16 protein-coding genes are annotated in these 14,878 nt (G+C 66.6%); 8 read left to right on the plus strand and 8 right to left on the minus strand.

Annotated features, from left to right (window positions below; all coding sequences use genetic code 11):
* Nucleotides 1–152 precede the first annotated feature (152 nt).
* A complete protein-coding gene (locus ACWEKS_RS38875) occupies nucleotides 153–1,106 on the plus strand; it encodes a redoxin family protein (protein ID WP_452344730.1) in 954 nt (317 codons plus the stop codon).
* Between the two features lie 150 nt (nucleotides 1,107–1,256).
* On the opposite strand, the gene ACWEKS_RS38880 is transcribed toward ACWEKS_RS38875, so the two are convergent.
* Together ACWEKS_RS38880 and ACWEKS_RS38885 are read right to left on the minus strand one after the other, a co-directional pair.
* Nucleotides 1,257–1,901, minus strand: coding sequence for a hypothetical protein (locus ACWEKS_RS38880; RefSeq protein ID WP_452344731.1), 645 nt, complete (start codon nucleotides 1,899–1,901; stop codon nucleotides 1,257–1,259).
* Between the two features lie 193 nt (nucleotides 1,902–2,094).
* On the minus strand, nucleotides 2,095–2,778 hold the full coding sequence (locus ACWEKS_RS38885) for an MspA family porin (RefSeq protein ID WP_452344732.1): 684 nt from the start codon (nucleotides 2,776–2,778) through the stop codon (nucleotides 2,095–2,097).
* A gap of 559 nt (nucleotides 2,779–3,337) precedes the next feature.
* Between ACWEKS_RS38885 and ACWEKS_RS38890 the strand changes: the two genes are divergently transcribed.
* On the plus strand, nucleotides 3,338–5,104 hold the full coding sequence (locus ACWEKS_RS38890; RefSeq protein WP_452344733.1) for an MFS transporter: 1,767 nt from the start codon (nucleotides 3,338–3,340) through the stop codon (nucleotides 5,102–5,104).
* 99 nt (nucleotides 5,105–5,203) lie between these two features.
* A complete protein-coding gene (locus ACWEKS_RS38895) occupies nucleotides 5,204–5,566 on the plus strand; it encodes a MarR family winged helix-turn-helix transcriptional regulator (RefSeq protein WP_379428619.1) in 363 nt (120 codons plus the stop codon).
* 69 nt (nucleotides 5,567–5,635) lie between these two features.
* Here ACWEKS_RS38895 and ACWEKS_RS38900 read toward each other — a convergent pair whose 3' ends face one another.
* Both ACWEKS_RS38900 and ACWEKS_RS38905 read right to left on the minus strand, forming a co-directional pair.
* On the minus strand, nucleotides 5,636–7,117 hold the full coding sequence (locus ACWEKS_RS38900) for an FAD-binding protein (RefSeq protein WP_452344734.1): 1,482 nt from the start codon (nucleotides 7,115–7,117) through the stop codon (nucleotides 5,636–5,638).
* Between the two features lie 256 nt (nucleotides 7,118–7,373).
* A complete protein-coding gene (locus ACWEKS_RS38905) occupies nucleotides 7,374–7,658 on the minus strand; it encodes a hypothetical protein (RefSeq protein ID WP_452344735.1) in 285 nt (94 codons plus the stop codon).
* Here ACWEKS_RS38905 and ACWEKS_RS38910 point away from each other — a divergent pair.
* Nucleotides 7,636–8,265, plus strand: a complete 630-nt coding sequence (locus ACWEKS_RS38910) for a hypothetical protein (protein WP_452344736.1) — start codon at nucleotides 7,636–7,638, stop codon at nucleotides 8,263–8,265. The two genes, ACWEKS_RS38905 and ACWEKS_RS38910, sit on opposite strands and share 23 nt — an antisense overlap.
* 238 nt (nucleotides 8,266–8,503) lie before the next feature.
* Here the strand turns inward: ACWEKS_RS38910 and ACWEKS_RS38915 are convergent, their stop codons facing one another.
* A complete protein-coding gene (locus tag ACWEKS_RS38915; protein ID WP_452344737.1) occupies nucleotides 8,504–9,469 on the minus strand; it encodes a zinc-dependent alcohol dehydrogenase family protein in 966 nt (321 codons plus the stop codon).
* A 163-nt stretch (nucleotides 9,470–9,632) separates the two neighbouring features.
* Between ACWEKS_RS38915 and ACWEKS_RS38920 the strand changes: the two genes are divergently transcribed.
* On the plus strand, nucleotides 9,633–9,797 hold the full coding sequence (locus tag ACWEKS_RS38920; RefSeq protein WP_452344738.1) for a hypothetical protein: 165 nt from the start codon (nucleotides 9,633–9,635) through the stop codon (nucleotides 9,795–9,797).
* A 243-nt stretch (nucleotides 9,798–10,040) separates the two neighbouring features.
* Nucleotides 10,041–10,535: a hypothetical protein gene (locus ACWEKS_RS38925; RefSeq protein ID WP_452344739.1), complete on the plus strand. Its 495-nt coding sequence runs from the start codon at nucleotides 10,041–10,043 to the stop codon at nucleotides 10,533–10,535.
* 223 nt (nucleotides 10,536–10,758) lie between these two features.
* Here the strand turns inward: ACWEKS_RS38925 and ACWEKS_RS38930 are convergent, their stop codons facing one another.
* The 3 genes from ACWEKS_RS38930 to ACWEKS_RS38940 all read right to left on the minus strand — a co-directional run bounded on the left by ACWEKS_RS38930 (nucleotide 10,759) and on the right by ACWEKS_RS38940 (nucleotide 13,507).
* Entirely contained in the window at nucleotides 10,759–11,589 is an 831-nt protein-coding gene (locus ACWEKS_RS38930; protein WP_452344740.1) for a dienelactone hydrolase family protein, read from the minus strand.
* An 82-nt stretch (nucleotides 11,590–11,671) separates the two neighbouring features.
* Nucleotides 11,672–12,103 carry a CBS domain-containing protein gene (locus ACWEKS_RS38935; protein ID WP_354832789.1) on the minus strand — a complete coding sequence of 144 codons (432 nt, stop codon included), beginning with the start codon at nucleotides 12,101–12,103 and terminating at the stop codon, nucleotides 11,672–11,674.
* A 207-nt stretch (nucleotides 12,104–12,310) separates the two neighbouring features.
* On the minus strand, nucleotides 12,311–13,507 hold the full coding sequence (locus ACWEKS_RS38940) for an FHA domain-containing protein (protein ID WP_452344741.1): 1,197 nt from the start codon (nucleotides 13,505–13,507) through the stop codon (nucleotides 12,311–12,313).
* 209 nt (nucleotides 13,508–13,716) lie between these two features.
* On the opposite strand from ACWEKS_RS38940, the gene ACWEKS_RS38945 reads away from it, so the two are divergent.
* Both ACWEKS_RS38945 and ACWEKS_RS38950 read left to right on the plus strand, forming a co-directional pair.
* A complete protein-coding gene (locus ACWEKS_RS38945) occupies nucleotides 13,717–14,136 on the plus strand; it encodes an Rv3143 family two-component system response regulator (RefSeq protein WP_452344742.1) in 420 nt (139 codons plus the stop codon).
* A 328-nt stretch (nucleotides 14,137–14,464) separates the two neighbouring features.
* The gene (locus tag ACWEKS_RS38950; RefSeq protein WP_452344743.1) at nucleotides 14,465–14,845 is read left to right on the plus strand and encodes an NADH-quinone oxidoreductase subunit A; all 381 of its coding nucleotides are present in this window, start codon (nucleotides 14,465–14,467) and stop codon (nucleotides 14,843–14,845) included.
* Nucleotides 14,846–14,878 lie beyond the last annotated feature (33 nt).

The raw sequence follows: 14,878 nt of genomic DNA on the forward strand, positions 1-14,878 counted from the left end.
AACAGGAGGACCCAGCACCAGCAGAACTCACCGCCTGACCCCATTCCGGATCATGCGGTGACCACCCCAGTTACACCACGCCCCGGGACTTGACCACGCGGTCCGTCGGCACGCTTGACCTTGTCCCTGGGGGCAACGTTTATCGTCTGCGGGTGAGAATAGGGCAGGTTGCGCAGCTGGCGAAGGTGAGCCCGAAGGCGATTCGACGCTACGAGGCAATGGGTTTGATCTCCCCGGGCCGTTCCGGCAACGGCTACCGCGAGTACTCCGAGTACGACGCGCGGCTCGTGTATGAGCTCAAGGAGCTGAGCCGACTCGGGATTCCGGTCGATGAGACGCGGCCGTTTCTCGAATGCCTCGCCTCGGGCGGCGAGCACGTCGATGATTGCCCGGCATCGCTGGCGAAGTACCAGCGGGCCATCGATGAAATCGACTCGCGCATCACCGCTTTGAATGTACGCAGGGGCGCGCTCACGGCTCGATTGCGCGACGCCGCCTATCGCCACAGCCGGGTCGCACCACCTGTGACCGACCTCTTCACACTGCCGTCGGACCTGCCCGTGCCCGAGGACGACGGCGCGGCAGCACATCTGCCCGGCACGAGACTGCCCGCACTCGTGCTCGACTGCACGGACGGGACGAAGGTTGATCTGGCCGCGCTGCCCGCAGGGCGGACGATCATCTACCTCTACCCGCTCACCGGCCGGCCCGATACCGACATACCCCTCGGGTGGAACGAGATCCCCGGCGCACGTGGCTGTACCCCGGAGGCGTGCGGCTTCCGCGACCATCACACTGAACTGCTGGCAGCCGGCGCCGCCCGGGTATTCGGACTGTCCAGTCAGGACACCGACTATCAGCGCGAGGTCGTCGACCGCCTGAACCTTCCGTTCGGATTGCTCTGCGACACCTCCTTCCACCTGGCCGCCGAACTATCGCTTCCCACCTTCGAGTCGGGCGGCCGCGACCTCTACAAGCGCCTGACTCTCGTCGTCCGAGACGGGGTCGTCGAGCACGTCTTCTACCCGGTCTTCCCGCCCGACCGCCACGCCGAGCAGGTGATCGAGTGGCTCCGATCGAGTACCACTCGCTCGCGGGCCGGGTAGGGCGGCGCCTGCATCGCTGCTGGTAGACACGCTGCTCCAGAAGGAAGGGAACGACAAACGCTCGCCTTGCGTGGTGAAGGCGAGCGTTTGCCGAACGGGCCCGGTGTTTGTCCGGATGGTTACCGATCCGGCACACGCTGGGCGCAGGTCCTATAGGTCGACGGTCTGTTCGATGATGTGGGTGCCCAGTTCTTCGGTGAACAGCGGGTCCCGGTTGGCTGCCGCGCCCGTGATGAGGTCGTCGAAGGCGCTGTTCTCGTAGTCGAAACTGTCCGCGGTGATGCCGGGGCCTGCGACCTCGAGTCTCCGGGGTATGACCGGCCAGCAGCCGACCTCGTTCAGCGCGTCGGCCTCTGCGCCGGTCGGGGTAGTGCCGGAGTAGGACACGAACTGACCGGTCTGGTGGTCGATGCGGTCGCACTCGCACCTGGCCAGGGTGTAGCGCAGTTGCAGGGCTCCGCGCCCGATCCCGCACACCGTGAACGGAGTCGAGCCCAGTCGGTCGCCGATCGCGCGGAACAGGACCTCGAGCACACTGCGGTGGGCGGCGCCGTCGAGAGTGTCGCTACCGCCCAGCGACACCAGGATCAAATCGGCGCCGGCGGCGCGGAGCGCCTCCCGGAACGAGTACCTCGGGCTGTCGAGTTGCCGAGCGAAGGCACCGGGATCGGCGGCCGTCATGTCCGAGTCGCCCACCAAGATGAACGGTGCGCTCAGACCGCCGTCCCGGGCGGGAAACACCGCTGCGCTGCCGAGCATGAGAGGCCAGTTACTGGCTGGTGCCACAGTCGTCATCGTCGAACTCCTCACGTGGTCGGGAAGATCCGGAGAAGAACCGAACTTGCAGCAGATACCCCGCAGCGCGGCATGGTGCGAACTGCGCACCCCACACGCGCGGGCGCAGCCCATGCTACCTGCACCGTCGGGCCCGCAGACGAGCCTGGCCAGCCGGTACAGGATCTGGCTCGTAGGACCCGATTCGGCCGGGTCAGAAGGTGAACTGGTCGCCGTAGGCGGTGGTCTGCGCGAGTCCCACGGGGGTGCTCACCGTGGTGGTGACGAAAGGGACGGCCGACACCGGCGAGGCGCATTGGGCGATACTCAGCGGGGCATTGTTGAACGCGATGCGATGCGGGAACGTCGTGGTGGCATCCAGGCGGGCCGTCTCCGTTCTCGCAATAGTGACCTGGCCGGGTCCCAAGTTCGCGAACACGCCTTCGCCGGCGCCCAGAGTCCCGCCGACACTGGGCCGGCTCGTACCGGGCAGGATGACCGAGGCGCTGGGCAGGCCGACCAAGGGGAGAATCCTGACTCCCAGCCCTTGATCGGTGCCGATCTCGACACCGAAGCCGCCGTCCACACTGATCCCGCAGCCGAGGATGAATCCCGCGACCGCCCGTCCGGACCTGATCTGGCCGCCGTCGACGGTGACCGAGTAATCGCCGGACATCTGCGCGGCATGCGAGAACGTCATGAGGTAGTTCGGCGTCCGGTCACCGGGCGGGTTCGCCTCGATGCTGCCGACCGACGCCGTCAGATGGACTCCCCCACCGGAGACCTCCGCACCGGGCGGCTGGGCGCGGCCGAGTCCGGCGCCACCGGTACACAGGCCTACCACGGCCAGATTTGCCGCGGCCATAGCGGCCACGGCGCCGGTGAACGAACGTCGCATGCCTGGAGCCTTCCGGTTCGCGACGATAGGCGACTCGACAGCACAGGAACAAACCCACACGGGAGGGATACCGTTCGGCAAGCCTAGACGGTGCCACCGGCCAGGCGGTGTCACAGCACAGCGTGTCGACCTGGCCACCCCGTCGACCCGACGGACATCGACACCGAAGCCGCCTCCCTTGTCGATTCACGCTCGCGTTCGGTAAACGGTTCTCATACAGTTCGGGTGCCGCGCGAAATCCGCAGCACCGCAACAACTTCGGGACGTCCGAGAAACGTATTGAGCAGTCGGGTTGTCCAACAACCCTTGTCGGACCTTTCTCACACACTCGGCCGCATGCCCGCGCCGTCTCGCGACCTCAGCACGCCCGGTCCTCTCACCCTCGACGCGACGCGCCCGATCCTGTCGGTGGCGGAGCGCTCATCGGTTACGGGCGGGTGCCGAAGTGGGCCGGGCGCGGCAGGCGATTCCGGTGAGTGAGCCATCACACGATTTCATTAGTTAGCGGCATGCAACTATATTTAGGCGCTGTTCGTTCGTTGACTTGCGGGAGGCTCTGATGGCTGCGGCCCCAACCACCGGTTTGGATACCGGTGATGTCCAGACCATTCGGAGGCGACTCCGAATCGAGCATGACCACCCGCACTACAAGTGGGTAGCCCTGTCGAATACGACCCTGGGCATGCTCATGGTCACGATCAACTCCTCGATCGTGATCATCTCGCTTCCCGACATCTTCCGGGGCATCGATCTCAACCCGCTCGCGGCGGGCAATGTCAGCTACCTGCTGTGGATGATGATGGGCTTCCTGCTCGCGTCCGCGGTGCTGGTGGTCATGTTCGGGCGGCTCGGCGACATGGTCGGCCGCGTCAAGATCTACAACTACGGGTTCGTGATCTTCACGATCGCGGCCGTCGCGCTCTCGTTCGATCCGTTCACCCACGGCGGCGGCGCGGTGTGGCTCATCGGATGGCGTGTGTTCCAGGGAATCGGCGGCGCCATGCTCATGGCCAACGCGGCCGCCATCCTCACCGACGCGTTCCCCGCCGCCCAGCGCGGCTTCGCGCTCGGCATCAATCAGGTTGCGGCCGTGGCCGGTTCGTTCCTGGGCCTGCTGCTGGGCGGCCTGCTGGCGCAGTGGGACTGGAAGGCCGTGTTCTGGGTGAGCGTGCCGTTCGGCATTCTCGGGACCGTGTGGTCGTACCGGTCGCTGCACGACAACGGTCAGCGCAACGCGGGCTCGCTCGACATTCCGGGCACCGTCACCTTCGCGGTCGGACTGACCGCTCTGCTCACCGGCATCACCTATGGCATTCAGCCGTACGGGGATTCGAATACCGGCTGGTCCAACCCGTGGGTGCTGGCCGCGGTGTTCGGCGGTATCGCGGTGCTCGCGCTGTTCTGCTGGATCGAGACCAAGGTGGAGCAGCCGATGTTCCACCTGTCGCTGCTGAAGGTCCGAGCGTTCGGGCTCGGTAACCTGGCCGGCCTGATGTCGTCGCTGGGCCGTGGCGGTCTGCAGTTCATGCTGATCATCTGGCTGCAGGGCATCTGGCTGCCGCTGCACGGCTTCGACTACGAGTCCACGCCGCTGTGGGCGGGCGTCTACCTGCTGCCGCTGACGGTGGGATTCCTTGTGGCCGGGCCGGTTTCGGGCAAGCTGTCCGACCTCTACGGCCCGCGGCTGTTCGCGACCCTCGGCATGGCGATCACCGCGGTGACGTTCGTGCTGCTGGTGGTGTTGCCGGTGGACTTCCCCTACTGGGCGTTCGCGGTGGTCATCGCGCTCAACGGCCTGGGCTCGGGCATGTTCGCCTCGCCCAACACCGCCGAGGTCATGTCCGCGGTGCCGGCGTCGCAGCGCGGTGTCGCGTCCGGCATGCGCGGCACGCTGCTCAATGGCGGTATGGCGCTGTCGATCGGTGTGTTCTTCTCGCTCATGATCATCGGCCTGTCCAATACGCTGCCGAGCGCGATGAATTCGGGTCTGCAGGCGCAGGGTGTGCCCGCCAATGTCGCGGAGAACATCTCCGGTCTGCCGCCGGTCGGCAGCCTGTTCGCGGCCTTCCTCGGTGTGAATCCGATCGAGGCGCTGCTGGGCCCGACCGGCATCCTGGACCACCCGGGCGTGCACAAGGACGTCCTCACGGGCCAGGAGTTCTTCCCGCACTTGATCTCCGGCCCGTTCCACTCGGGTCTGGTCGTGGTCTTCCTGGGAGCCGCGATTATGATGCTGATCGGCGCGGTGGCCTCGTGGTTCGCCGGTAGCCCCACCGTCCCGGACGAGGCTGCCGAACTGCGGGAAGCCGTCCGCGAGGGAATCTGACCGGAGGAGATCACGCTGCCCGAGCCCACGAGCGTCGCCGACCCCGACCAGCTCACCGAAGCTGCCGACCTGTACCACTCGATCGGCCGCCTCCTACGCTTGTTGCGCCACTCCGGCGACCTCGGGGCCCTCAGCCCCGGGGCGGCCTCGGCCCTGGCGACCGTCGCCCGCTCCGGCCCCCTCCGCCTCGGCGACCTCGCCAATATCGAACGGGTCAGCGCCCCAACCATGTCCCGCATAGTGACGGGCTTGGAAAAGGGCGGCTACCTGACCCGGGACGCCGACCCGGAAGACGGCCGGGCCCAACTCCTCACCGCCACGGCCGCCGCCCACAACCTCGTCACCGGCCTCACCTCCGCCCGCATCCAGCGCTTCGCCGGCGCCCTCGAATCCCTCACCCCGGCCCAGCGCGAGTCCGTCAAATCCGGCCTCCACACCCTCATCGAGGCCCTCGACCAGTAGCGTCGCCCCGCTCGGCGAGGCGACGTCTGGCAGCACTCCCCCTGTGCCCGGTCACCGTCGGGCGCGTGGTCAGGAGGTCAGGACGGAACGGATCCGATTGTCCGGGTCCACACGATCGCGGAGCTCGGACAGGCGGGTGTGGTTGTCGCCGTAGTAGCGGGACAGCGGATCGCCGGGCTCCAGGTAGTTGACGTACGCGCCGACCGAATCGGGGGCGAGGGTGGCGTGGGCGTCGGAGAGCCAGGCCATCGCGGCGTCGTGCGGAATCGGTTCGTAGGCACCCCATTCCACCATGGCGGCGTGGTCGCGCCAGGGGAAAGCGGTGGCGGTGGGCGACAGGTCGCGGATCGCGCCGTCGAGGGTGTTGATCTGCACCCAGCCGGTGCCGCCGACGCTGGAGAACCGGGTGATGGCCTCGAGCACCCGGCCGATGGTGTCGGGGGTGATGTCCGAGACGATATCGGAGCCGTTGGTGAAGGCGACGCGCGGCTGATCCGCCGTGCCGCCTGCCAGATACAGAACGGTGTCCATATGGCTGAGGGTGCGGGGATCGATGTTGGTGGGCGCGACGCCGATCGCATCGGTGAGCGCGGCCGTCACCGTATCGGCCGAACCCGCTGGGCAGACCAGCTGCATCCAGCAGCGGAGACCGCCCTCGCCGTCGGCGTCCAGGCTGACATCGGCCCACTGCTCACGGTCGGCGCCGCGCAGCCACTCCTGCCAGCCGCCGATGACGCGATCCGCGTTCTCGCCCGAGAAGGTCAGGCGCACCACGTCTTTCGCGGTGGCCGGAATGGTGTCGAAGGTCAGCGAGGTGACGATGCCGAACAGCGAGCCGCCGCCACGCAGCGCCCAGAACAGGTCCGGGCTGGCGGTGGCGGACACCTCGGTGATGGTGCCGTCGGGCAGGACCAGGGTGGCGGCGGTCAGCCGATCACAGGTGAGGCCGTAGGCACGGGATTCGAAGCCGAACCCGCCGCCCATGGTGAGACCCGCGACGCCGACGCTGGGACACATGCCCGTCGGCAGACTCTGCCCGGACCGGTCGAGTTCCCCGTAGACCTCGTACAGGGTGTGGCCCGGTGATATGACGGCCTGTCCGGCCTCGACTCGGACGCCGCGCAGCCGCCGGACGTCGACAATCAGTGTGCCGGTCGCAGTGGAGACGCCGGCGTAGGAATGCCCGCCGGCCCGCGCGGCGACCTCGAGATCGTTCTCGGCCGCGAAGCCGAAGGCCGTGGCCACATCGGCGGCATCCGCGACCTGCACGATGGCCGTGGGCATCTCGTCGTCGAAGCGAGTGTTGAAGACCTCTTTGGCCATCGGGTATCCGAGATCGCCGGGCAGTATCACCCGGCCGTGCAGCTTGTCCTGCAACGCACGCCATTTCGGGTCGGCACTGCCGGTGCTGGAGCCGGCGGCGCTGTCCGAGGAGCCGGTGGTGCCGTCGGAGGAGCCTGCGGCGGGCGCCGCGTCGGAGGCGGGCAGTCGGGTGGTTCCGGCGAAACCCACACCGGCGACCGCGATTCCGAGCGCTCCCCGCAGAAACACGCTGCGTGCGAAGCGGGGTCTCACAACGGTCCCCCGAATCCGATCGAGATGCGGTGCGCCGCCCGGTTATTCGCTTTAGATATCAACGTTCGCGACCCACCTATACCCATCGGACAACACAACACCACTCGATCATGGTTCACCCACTGTTCATTCGCTCAATCGAGCCCGGGTGTGTCGACCGCTCCGCTACCGAGATCCCCTGTCAGCCGGAGTGCCGGGCGGAATGAGCCACCGGGCGAAGGCGCGCGGCTATCTACTCGCGGCGAGGCCGTAGCGCTGCGAAGAGACTCAGCACACCGACGACCACCAGCCACACCGTCAACCCGAAGCCTGCGGTGACGACCGTTCCCCACAGCATGATGAACGGCCCGTATTCCCCCACGCGGGCCCAGTATCCGCAGGGGCCCACATCTTCCGGGATGGTCGCGCATTCGGGGTGGCCGATGGCCGCGAAGGCCAGGGTCGCGAGCATCGGAATCGCAACGGCCACACCGAGTACGACTGCCAGGCTTCTGATGGGACGCGAGAGCACTGCCATGCGGTCAGACCCTAATGCGCGGCCGGTGGCGATTTCCACGCGCACCCGCAGCCGGACACCGACCCCGGCGACCACTTCGCTCTTTTCGCGCGATTGCCACCGGAACCCCACAGATCACCACAAGATCAGCGGGCCGTTGCATGGAAACATTCGGAAGATGGCACCCACCCGCAAGTTCGGATACGTGAGCCTGGAGTGGCTCGATGCCGTCGCCGTGATCATCGCGGATCTACTGGACGGCCACGATCTCGATTCCCTCGATTTCTGCATCTGTGAAGACCTGACGAACCCACCACCCGGCAGGGCCAACACGCCCGCCGGAACACTGAGCTGGTTCATCCGCATCCGCGACAACGAGCTCGAGGTCGGCGGCGGCTCTGTCGAATACGCCGACATCCGAATCGTCGCCGACTACGTCACGCACCATGAGCTTTCCAGGCAAGCCTGGGCGGGCAACCCGGAAGCCATCGCCGCCTCCGAACACCGCCGCGAACTCGCAACAGACAGCGGCAAACTTCGGATCGAAGGCGACCTCACGGCAGCCCCATCCATCGTTCGACAGCTGGTCATGCAACTCCACGACCCAGTTGCTGCGATCACCGCATAACTGGCTCAGCTCCACCAGTTCCCGAGATGCCTAGAGACACGCAATAATCCGCGACAGTCGAAGGGGCGACCTCACCAGTCCGGACGCCCGACAAGGCGGCGGAATGGGCGGAGGTTGGCCCGATCGCAAGGATCCGCGGTGTTCGGGCCCTGTTCCGCGCGATGCCCGGGCGTCAAGTCGGTTGGTCACGTAAACATCTTGCCGACGCACCGTGCCGAGGTCGCGCTCGTCGCCATCATCACCCCGCCACTTTCAGCAGGATCTTGCCGCCACGGAGGAGATGTTGCACCGCGTCCTGGATGTGCTCGAGGGGGTACACGGCCGCCACGGGGACAACGAGGGCGCCGTCGGCCACCAGCGGTGCCGCCTCACGAATGACGGGCACCACCTTGTCGTGGTAGTCGAAGTCGCCGACAAAGAATCCGCGGACGGTGAGGTGCTTGCCGACCAGTGCCGAGGTGTCGACCCACATGGGTTCGTTCCTGGCCCAGGAATAGCTGACCAACCATCCACCGTCGGACAGCAATTCGAGCAGCCGCGCCACCCCCGGACCACCGACGGCTTCCACTGCCAGCGCCACTCGCGCATCGCCGATCACTGCTCGAACATCGCCGACCGCATCGGGGTCGTCGACGTGGACCACGTCGGCCCCGGCTGCTGTGAGCTCGGCGAACGTCGCCTCGTCACGGGCCAGGTTGATCGTCTTCAGTCCACGAAGTTTGGCCAGCCCGATCAATGACCGTCCCACACCGGAGTTCGCGGCGTTCTGAACCACCCAGTCACCGGGCTGCATGGGGGTGACCTCGCTGAGCATCAACCCTGCCGTCGGGGGGTTGCTGCCCAGCATCGAGTACTGCTCGATGTTGCCGCCGGCGGGGAGTGCGAACAGGCCGTCGGCGGGCACGACGAGCCGCTCACGCCACGCACCGGCATACAGGGGTAGCACGACCAGATCGCCGACTTGAAGTCCATCGACCTCGGCGCCAGTGGCAAGCACGCGCGCGACGCCCTCTGCGCCCGGTATGTGAGGCAGGGGTGGTCGCGCCAGCATGCCGGTGACAACCAGCAGGTCGTGCTTGTTCAACGGCGAGATCTCAACGCTCAACAGAACCTCATGCGGACCCGGTGGCGGCGGCTCCTCGATGTCGACGACGCGGAGCACCTGCGCGGGGTCGCCGAACTGTTCAATCTGGATGGCGCGCATATTAATTCCTCTCCATCGAAGGTCGGGCCGCTGTGTGAGCGACTGCCTAACGAGCAAGGAGGAAATAAGACCCGGTGGGCGCGTCGAACCAGGCGCGGCCACCTTCCCTCGGAAAGTATATCCACCACTCGATCGAGGAAGCGGCGGGCGATGTCGGTGCCGGGTGGACGCAGTGGTCGACGCGCTGCGCTGGTGGGGCCCGGTCACCGTGCGCGAATACGAGATCGCCCGCGAGCACGTCGTCTTCGCCGCCCTCGCCGCTATGCGGAGGCGGCCACGACCACCACTCGGCCGGTCGGACGGCCGCGGGAACTGCGCCCACGCGTAGTGGAGCAGGCCGGGTGCGGCGGCGGTGAGGCCGAGGATCTTGACCGCGATGCCCTACTGGAACGGATCAATCAGCACGATCAGGTGGGGGGGTGCCCGGCACATGGCGGATTTACCGGGGTTCGGCCTCGGTCGGCCCTGCGTGATGGCATGCTGAGCAGCGGATACGTCCCCTGCTCAACTGGGTTCAGCACAGCTGCGGGCACGCCGTTACCCGCAGACGACTCGCGGGAAGGTGAGGGCAATGAGTAGAAGCAGCCAGAAGCTTCGCGGTGAAGGTGAAAATGCCGTCAAGCTCGCAGTTTCTGGTCACTCGTATCATTCGGCTGCGCTCGGGTACGTGGCGACACGACGGAAGAAATGGCCGGACAGGACGTTTGTGGTGACCGACGTCGGTCCTACCCGGGAACCTGCGTCCACCGATCGCCCGAACAAGTCGCCGTTGCCTCGGGTGGTTTCCCTCACGCCCTACGACAGACCTGGCGCTGCTCCGATGCAGGTCCTGGCCTATGTCCCGACGAACTTCAACAAACCCCTGCGCGTCGGGGACGCGGTGGTGACCCGCATGTCCAAGCACGGCGCGCACAAAGGTCTACCGGGAGTGCATCTCCGTATCGTCGGCGCAGAACCAGTGGACGTGGCGCTGCGGAGGCACCGCCGCGAATCGGAGGGCGACTTTGCGCGGAAAGCCGAACAGACACTGAAGACGCCAAAGGGAAGGCTCAAGAAACGCCGGTGAGGGTCGAGCCGCCGCCATCCGTTGTTCTCGACACGAAAGCTACTGAGGCCCCGGCAATTCAGTGAAGGCATCCGAGACCTGGTAGGCGAAGGTGCTGTCGTCGGGGGCAGCAGGATGACATTCAGTTGAATAGACGAGCTCGTCAGTGCGGATCGCCTGGTCGGCGTGTGGTGTTGCGCCATTCGGAACGCGGCGGGTCGGAGACTTCGGCGGCTGAGGGCGGTTACGCGGGGGGTTCGGGGTGGAGGCGGGTGTGGAGGTAGGTGAGGATTTCGTCTCGGGCTTGGAGGGTGGGGTGGCCTTGCTCGTCGACGAGGTGAGCGGTGACGACGCTGTGGGGGGTTTGGACGATGTGCTGGAAGAAGGGTGGGGGGTTGGGGTTGGCGTGGGTGCCGGAGAGGACTCGGCCGTCGAAGCGGTCGCCGAGGAGTTGCGTGTAAGCGGCGAAACGCTGGCCGGTGCACCATTTGTCGTTGTCGAAGCGGTAGGCGAGGGCGCGGAGGTCGTCGCGTTCGAAGCGGGCGGCGATGGCGGTCGCGTCCTCCGGGGAGAGCTCGAGGCCGGCGGGGTCGTCGAGCGGGAGGGACGGGTGGTTGATGACGGGGGCGATGACCGCGGGTTCGAGAGTCATGGTGAGTGCGAAGTTTCCGGTGAAGCACATGCCCACCGCGCCGACGCCGGGGCCGCCGGATTCCGCGTGGGCCAGGCGGGCCAGGGCGCGCAGCCATACTGCGACGGGGCTGGTGCCGCCGCCGGCGAAGGCTCGGAACTCCTTGCTGACGCAGGTCTTCCGTGCGATCGGGTCGCCCAGTTCGACCGTCGGGTACGCGCCGTCCACACCGAACAGTGAGGGCACGTAGACGGTGAAGCCCGCGTCGCGGACCCACCGTGCGAAGCGCAGCACGTCGGGGCTGATGCCGGGCATCTCCGGCATGACGATCACCGCCGGCCCGCTGCCTGCCACATAGACGGTCTTGTCCGCGCCTTCCAGTGCAATGGTGCGCTTGGTGAAATCGCCCAGAGTGTCGTCAGGCGTTGGGTTTTCGGACTGCACGGGCGCAGGGCCTTTCCTCGATACGACGAATCGATTCGATCGTATCGGGCAGGCAGTCGGGTGAAACGAGTGTGTTTATCCGTCAGCCGTGCTGCAGGTACTTGACCAGGGCTTCGCGCTCGGTTTCGAGTTCGGAGATCTGGCTCTTGACGACGTCTCCGATGCTGACGATGCCGATCATCCGGCCATCGCGGAGGACCGGGAGGTGGCGGATCCGGTGCTCGGTCATGGTGGCGTTGAGGGTTTCCACGCGATCGTCCGGCGAGCAGGTGTGCACGGCGGCGGTCATGATCGAGGAGACGGAGGCGTCGAGGAGTGCGGCGCCTTGGTCATGGAGCCGGCGCACGATGTCTCGTTCGGAGACGATGCCCGACATGGCGGCACCGTCTCGCGAGACGATCACCGCGCCCACATTGTGGGTCGCCAGAACTCTGAGCAGTTCACGCACTGATGCATCCGGTGCAATCGTGACCACGCCGCTGCCCTTCCGGCGCAGTATTTCGGAGATTCGCATGTGTCCACCGCCCAACGCTCGGGACTATCCGTGGTTACTAGGATGCCGCTGATAACCGGGCGTGACCAGCAAAGATTGCGATTCGATGCCTAACCGGATGCGTGGGTATCGAGATCCGCGTGCCATCTTCCGACAACAGGGTTATCTAAATATTTGCCAACTGGCACTATCTGCCGTATCGCTGCGCTGAAAGTCTGCCGGATCGGACTAGATTCTCGGGCTTTCTGGGGGTTGGGAGCTCGGATTGATCGAAGAATCGAAGGTGAATACCCGGCCGCCAAGAAGTAGCTGACTGCTCGGTTTCAACACTGTCGGTCGCCCGGGCGCCGCGCGCACCCAATCCGGACGGCCCGGCGGGCGAATGTGAGTGCCGTTGGCCGAGCCGCGGTCCATCACCAGCACGTCCCACCCCACGAGCCGGATCTCGGCGTGCACCCGCGACATGCCGCCGGAGGTGTCGGGGATCCGAATCGCCTGCGCACCGCGCCGCACCTGGTCGGATCGTTCCGGCTCCCGCCCGATCACCAGATCGCTGTCGAGCGCATACGAGGTCCCGTCATCGAGCAGCAGCACACCCAGTGGCGGCCGGATGCCCTCGGTGAGCACACAGGTCACCGGCTCCATCCGAATGCCGCACACCGCACAGAGGGGCACGCGCGGATCGTTGAGATGCCCACGCGCGCAATCGTATCCGTGCACGACGACCCCGATCCGAGTGGCACGTGGTGCATTCTTGCCTGCACTGCCGGACGCGGCGTCCCCCGGCTTTGCGGGCTCGTTGGCCTGCTGCCCATTGCGTCTCGATTGCCGCACGCGGCGATCAGGATTCGTGCGCGCCCAGGAACTGCGTGCTCCCGCCGACACTCCATCGACCGGCGTATCGGGTGCGTCCTCCCGCCACATCACCGCCCCGGATCCGGTCACCCGCCCATCGCGCAACGCGAAAACACCCGGAGGCGGCAATGTCGCCCGCGGCTCGCCGTCGTCCACGAACACCGCCGCAGCCCGCGCGGGCACGGGGCTGACCACCCGGTCGACGCTGAATCCCGCGTCGCGCCCGTGCAGTACCTCGCGGCCCTGCCCACCCTCCAGGATCGCGGTGACCTGCCCGTGCAGGAATACGGCCAGCCCGCGGGTGCCCGGCGTGAGCACCCCGAATTCGACCTTCTCCTCGTCGTCGCGAGCCATCAGCCAGGTGCTGACCAGCCGGGCGAAGGTCCGCCCGGTCCGCCGGGTCTCCCGCGGCGACGCCTCGGCAACCAGATCCAGCAGCTTGTCCAGCACCGCCACGGCGTCGGATTCGGCGGTCAGCGGCCGCGAATCCCGGTGTGCGACAACCACGACCACACCGTCCGCACTGGCCACCAGGTGGCTGCCCGGCACCACCTCGACCCGCGTGCTCATCTCACCCGGGCCCCCGCCTGCCCCGCCAACCCGTCGGTCCACGCGTCGGTTTCGATGAGGCGCTGCGTGATGGATCCCCTCATTCGCTGGATGGTACCGGTCGCGAATTACGAACAATCGGCCATCGACGTAGTACACGACAGGCGATTCCGCGACGCGCGCGCGACTTCGGGCGAAGCTGCCCCGCGCTCCCCCACCAGGGACGTAGCATGCGGAACGTGGCCGATGCGAAACGTCCCGCCGTGGTGCGGGTCCTCGTCTACAGCAATGACGCCGATACCCGGAGCCAGGTGATGCTGGCGCTGGGCAGACGGCCGCACCCGGATCTGCCGCCCATCGAATATCTCGAGGTGGCGACCGGGCCGGTCGCCCTCGAGCGCGTGGACGCCGGCAATCTGGATCTGCTGATCCTCGATGGCGAGTCGGCCCCGGAGGGTGGTCTCGGCCTGGCCAAGCAGCTCAAGGACGAGATCGCGGACTGCCCGCCGATCGTCGTGCTGACCGGCCGCCCGGACGATGCCTGGCTGGCCAATTGGTCGCGCGCCGAGGCCGCGGTGCCCCACCCCATCGACCCCATACGGCTCACCGACGCTGTCCTGGGTGTGCTCGGTAATAGCTTCGCGGCCTGATCTTCGTTCGCCCTCGTGATCAGGGCAAACCCATGTCACGTGACATTCGCGATTGCGTCCGATCGGTCATAAAAGACCGTTCCGAATTCGATCAAACGCGATTGCGAATCGTGATGTATCTTCTCATCCGAGTTGTAGGCTGTGCCGTAGCTCACACGAGCGCGGGCATCGGTATCAATGAAGCCGCCGCCTCACTCCCCGAAGGTCCGTGCCGTCGCTGAGCGGTGCCCGGGGAACGAGACTGGCCGGCGGACGACGATGTCAGCCCGCGCCTCGGCAGCTGCCGTCCGTATTGCGTCGTCCAGCTCGCAGGAGGGGTAGTGCTGTTGTGAATATCGAGGTACCGACCCTGGTGCTCGGCGCGGTGGCCGCCGCGTTCGGGGTGTTCTCCATTTTCCTGGCGGCCCTGATCGGCCCCAAACGCTACAACCGGGCAAAGCTCGAAGCCTATGAATGCGGTATCGAACCCACCCCCCACGCTGTCGCAGGCGGGCCGGGAAATGCTGCGGGCCAGCGCTTTCCGGTGAAGTACTACCTCACCGCCATGCTGTTCATCATCTTCGACATCGAGATCGTGTTCCTCTACCCGTGGGCTGTGCACTTCGACGCGCTCGGAGTGTTCGGACTGGCCACCATGGCGTTGTTCATCTTCAACGTCTCGGTCGCCTACGCCTACGAGTGGCGGCGCGGCGGTCTCAGCTGGGATTGATTGGCGCACAGGGGATTTCCAATGACACACCCC

The sequence above is a fragment of the Nocardia sp. NPDC004711 genome, from assembly GCF_053601595.1.

Excerpts from the sequence above, each read along its gene's own strand:
- ACWEKS_RS38935 (WP_354832789.1), bottom strand. The coding sequence starts at position 12,103 with ATGCGAATCTCCGAAATACTGCGCCGGAAGGGCAGCGGCGTGGTCACG.
- ACWEKS_RS38880 (WP_452344731.1), bottom strand. The coding sequence starts at position 1,901 with ATGACGACTGTGGCACCAGCCAGTAACTGGCCTCTCATGCTCGGCAGC.
- ACWEKS_RS38910 (WP_452344736.1), top strand. The coding sequence starts at position 7,636 with ATGGGACGCGAGAGCACTGCCATGCGGTCAGACCCTAATGCGCGGCCG.
- ACWEKS_RS38890 (WP_452344733.1), top strand. The coding sequence starts at position 3,338 with ATGGCTGCGGCCCCAACCACCGGTTTGGATACCGGTGATGTCCAGACC.
- ACWEKS_RS38925 (WP_452344739.1), top strand. The coding sequence starts at position 10,041 with ATGAGTAGAAGCAGCCAGAAGCTTCGCGGTGAAGGTGAAAATGCCGTC.
- ACWEKS_RS38915 (WP_452344737.1), bottom strand. The coding sequence starts at position 9,469 with ATGCGCGCCATCCAGATTGAACAGTTCGGCGACCCCGCGCAGGTGCTC.
- ACWEKS_RS38945 (WP_452344742.1), top strand. The coding sequence starts at position 13,717 with ATGCGGAACGTGGCCGATGCGAAACGTCCCGCCGTGGTGCGGGTCCTC.
- ACWEKS_RS38905 (WP_452344735.1), bottom strand. The coding sequence starts at position 7,658 with ATGGCAGTGCTCTCGCGTCCCATCAGAAGCCTGGCAGTCGTACTCGGT.
- ACWEKS_RS38940 (WP_452344741.1), bottom strand. The coding sequence starts at position 13,507 with ATGAGCACGCGGGTCGAGGTGGTGCCGGGCAGCCACCTGGTGGCCAGT.
- ACWEKS_RS38885 (WP_452344732.1), bottom strand. The coding sequence starts at position 2,778 with ATGCGACGTTCGTTCACCGGCGCCGTGGCCGCTATGGCCGCGGCAAAT.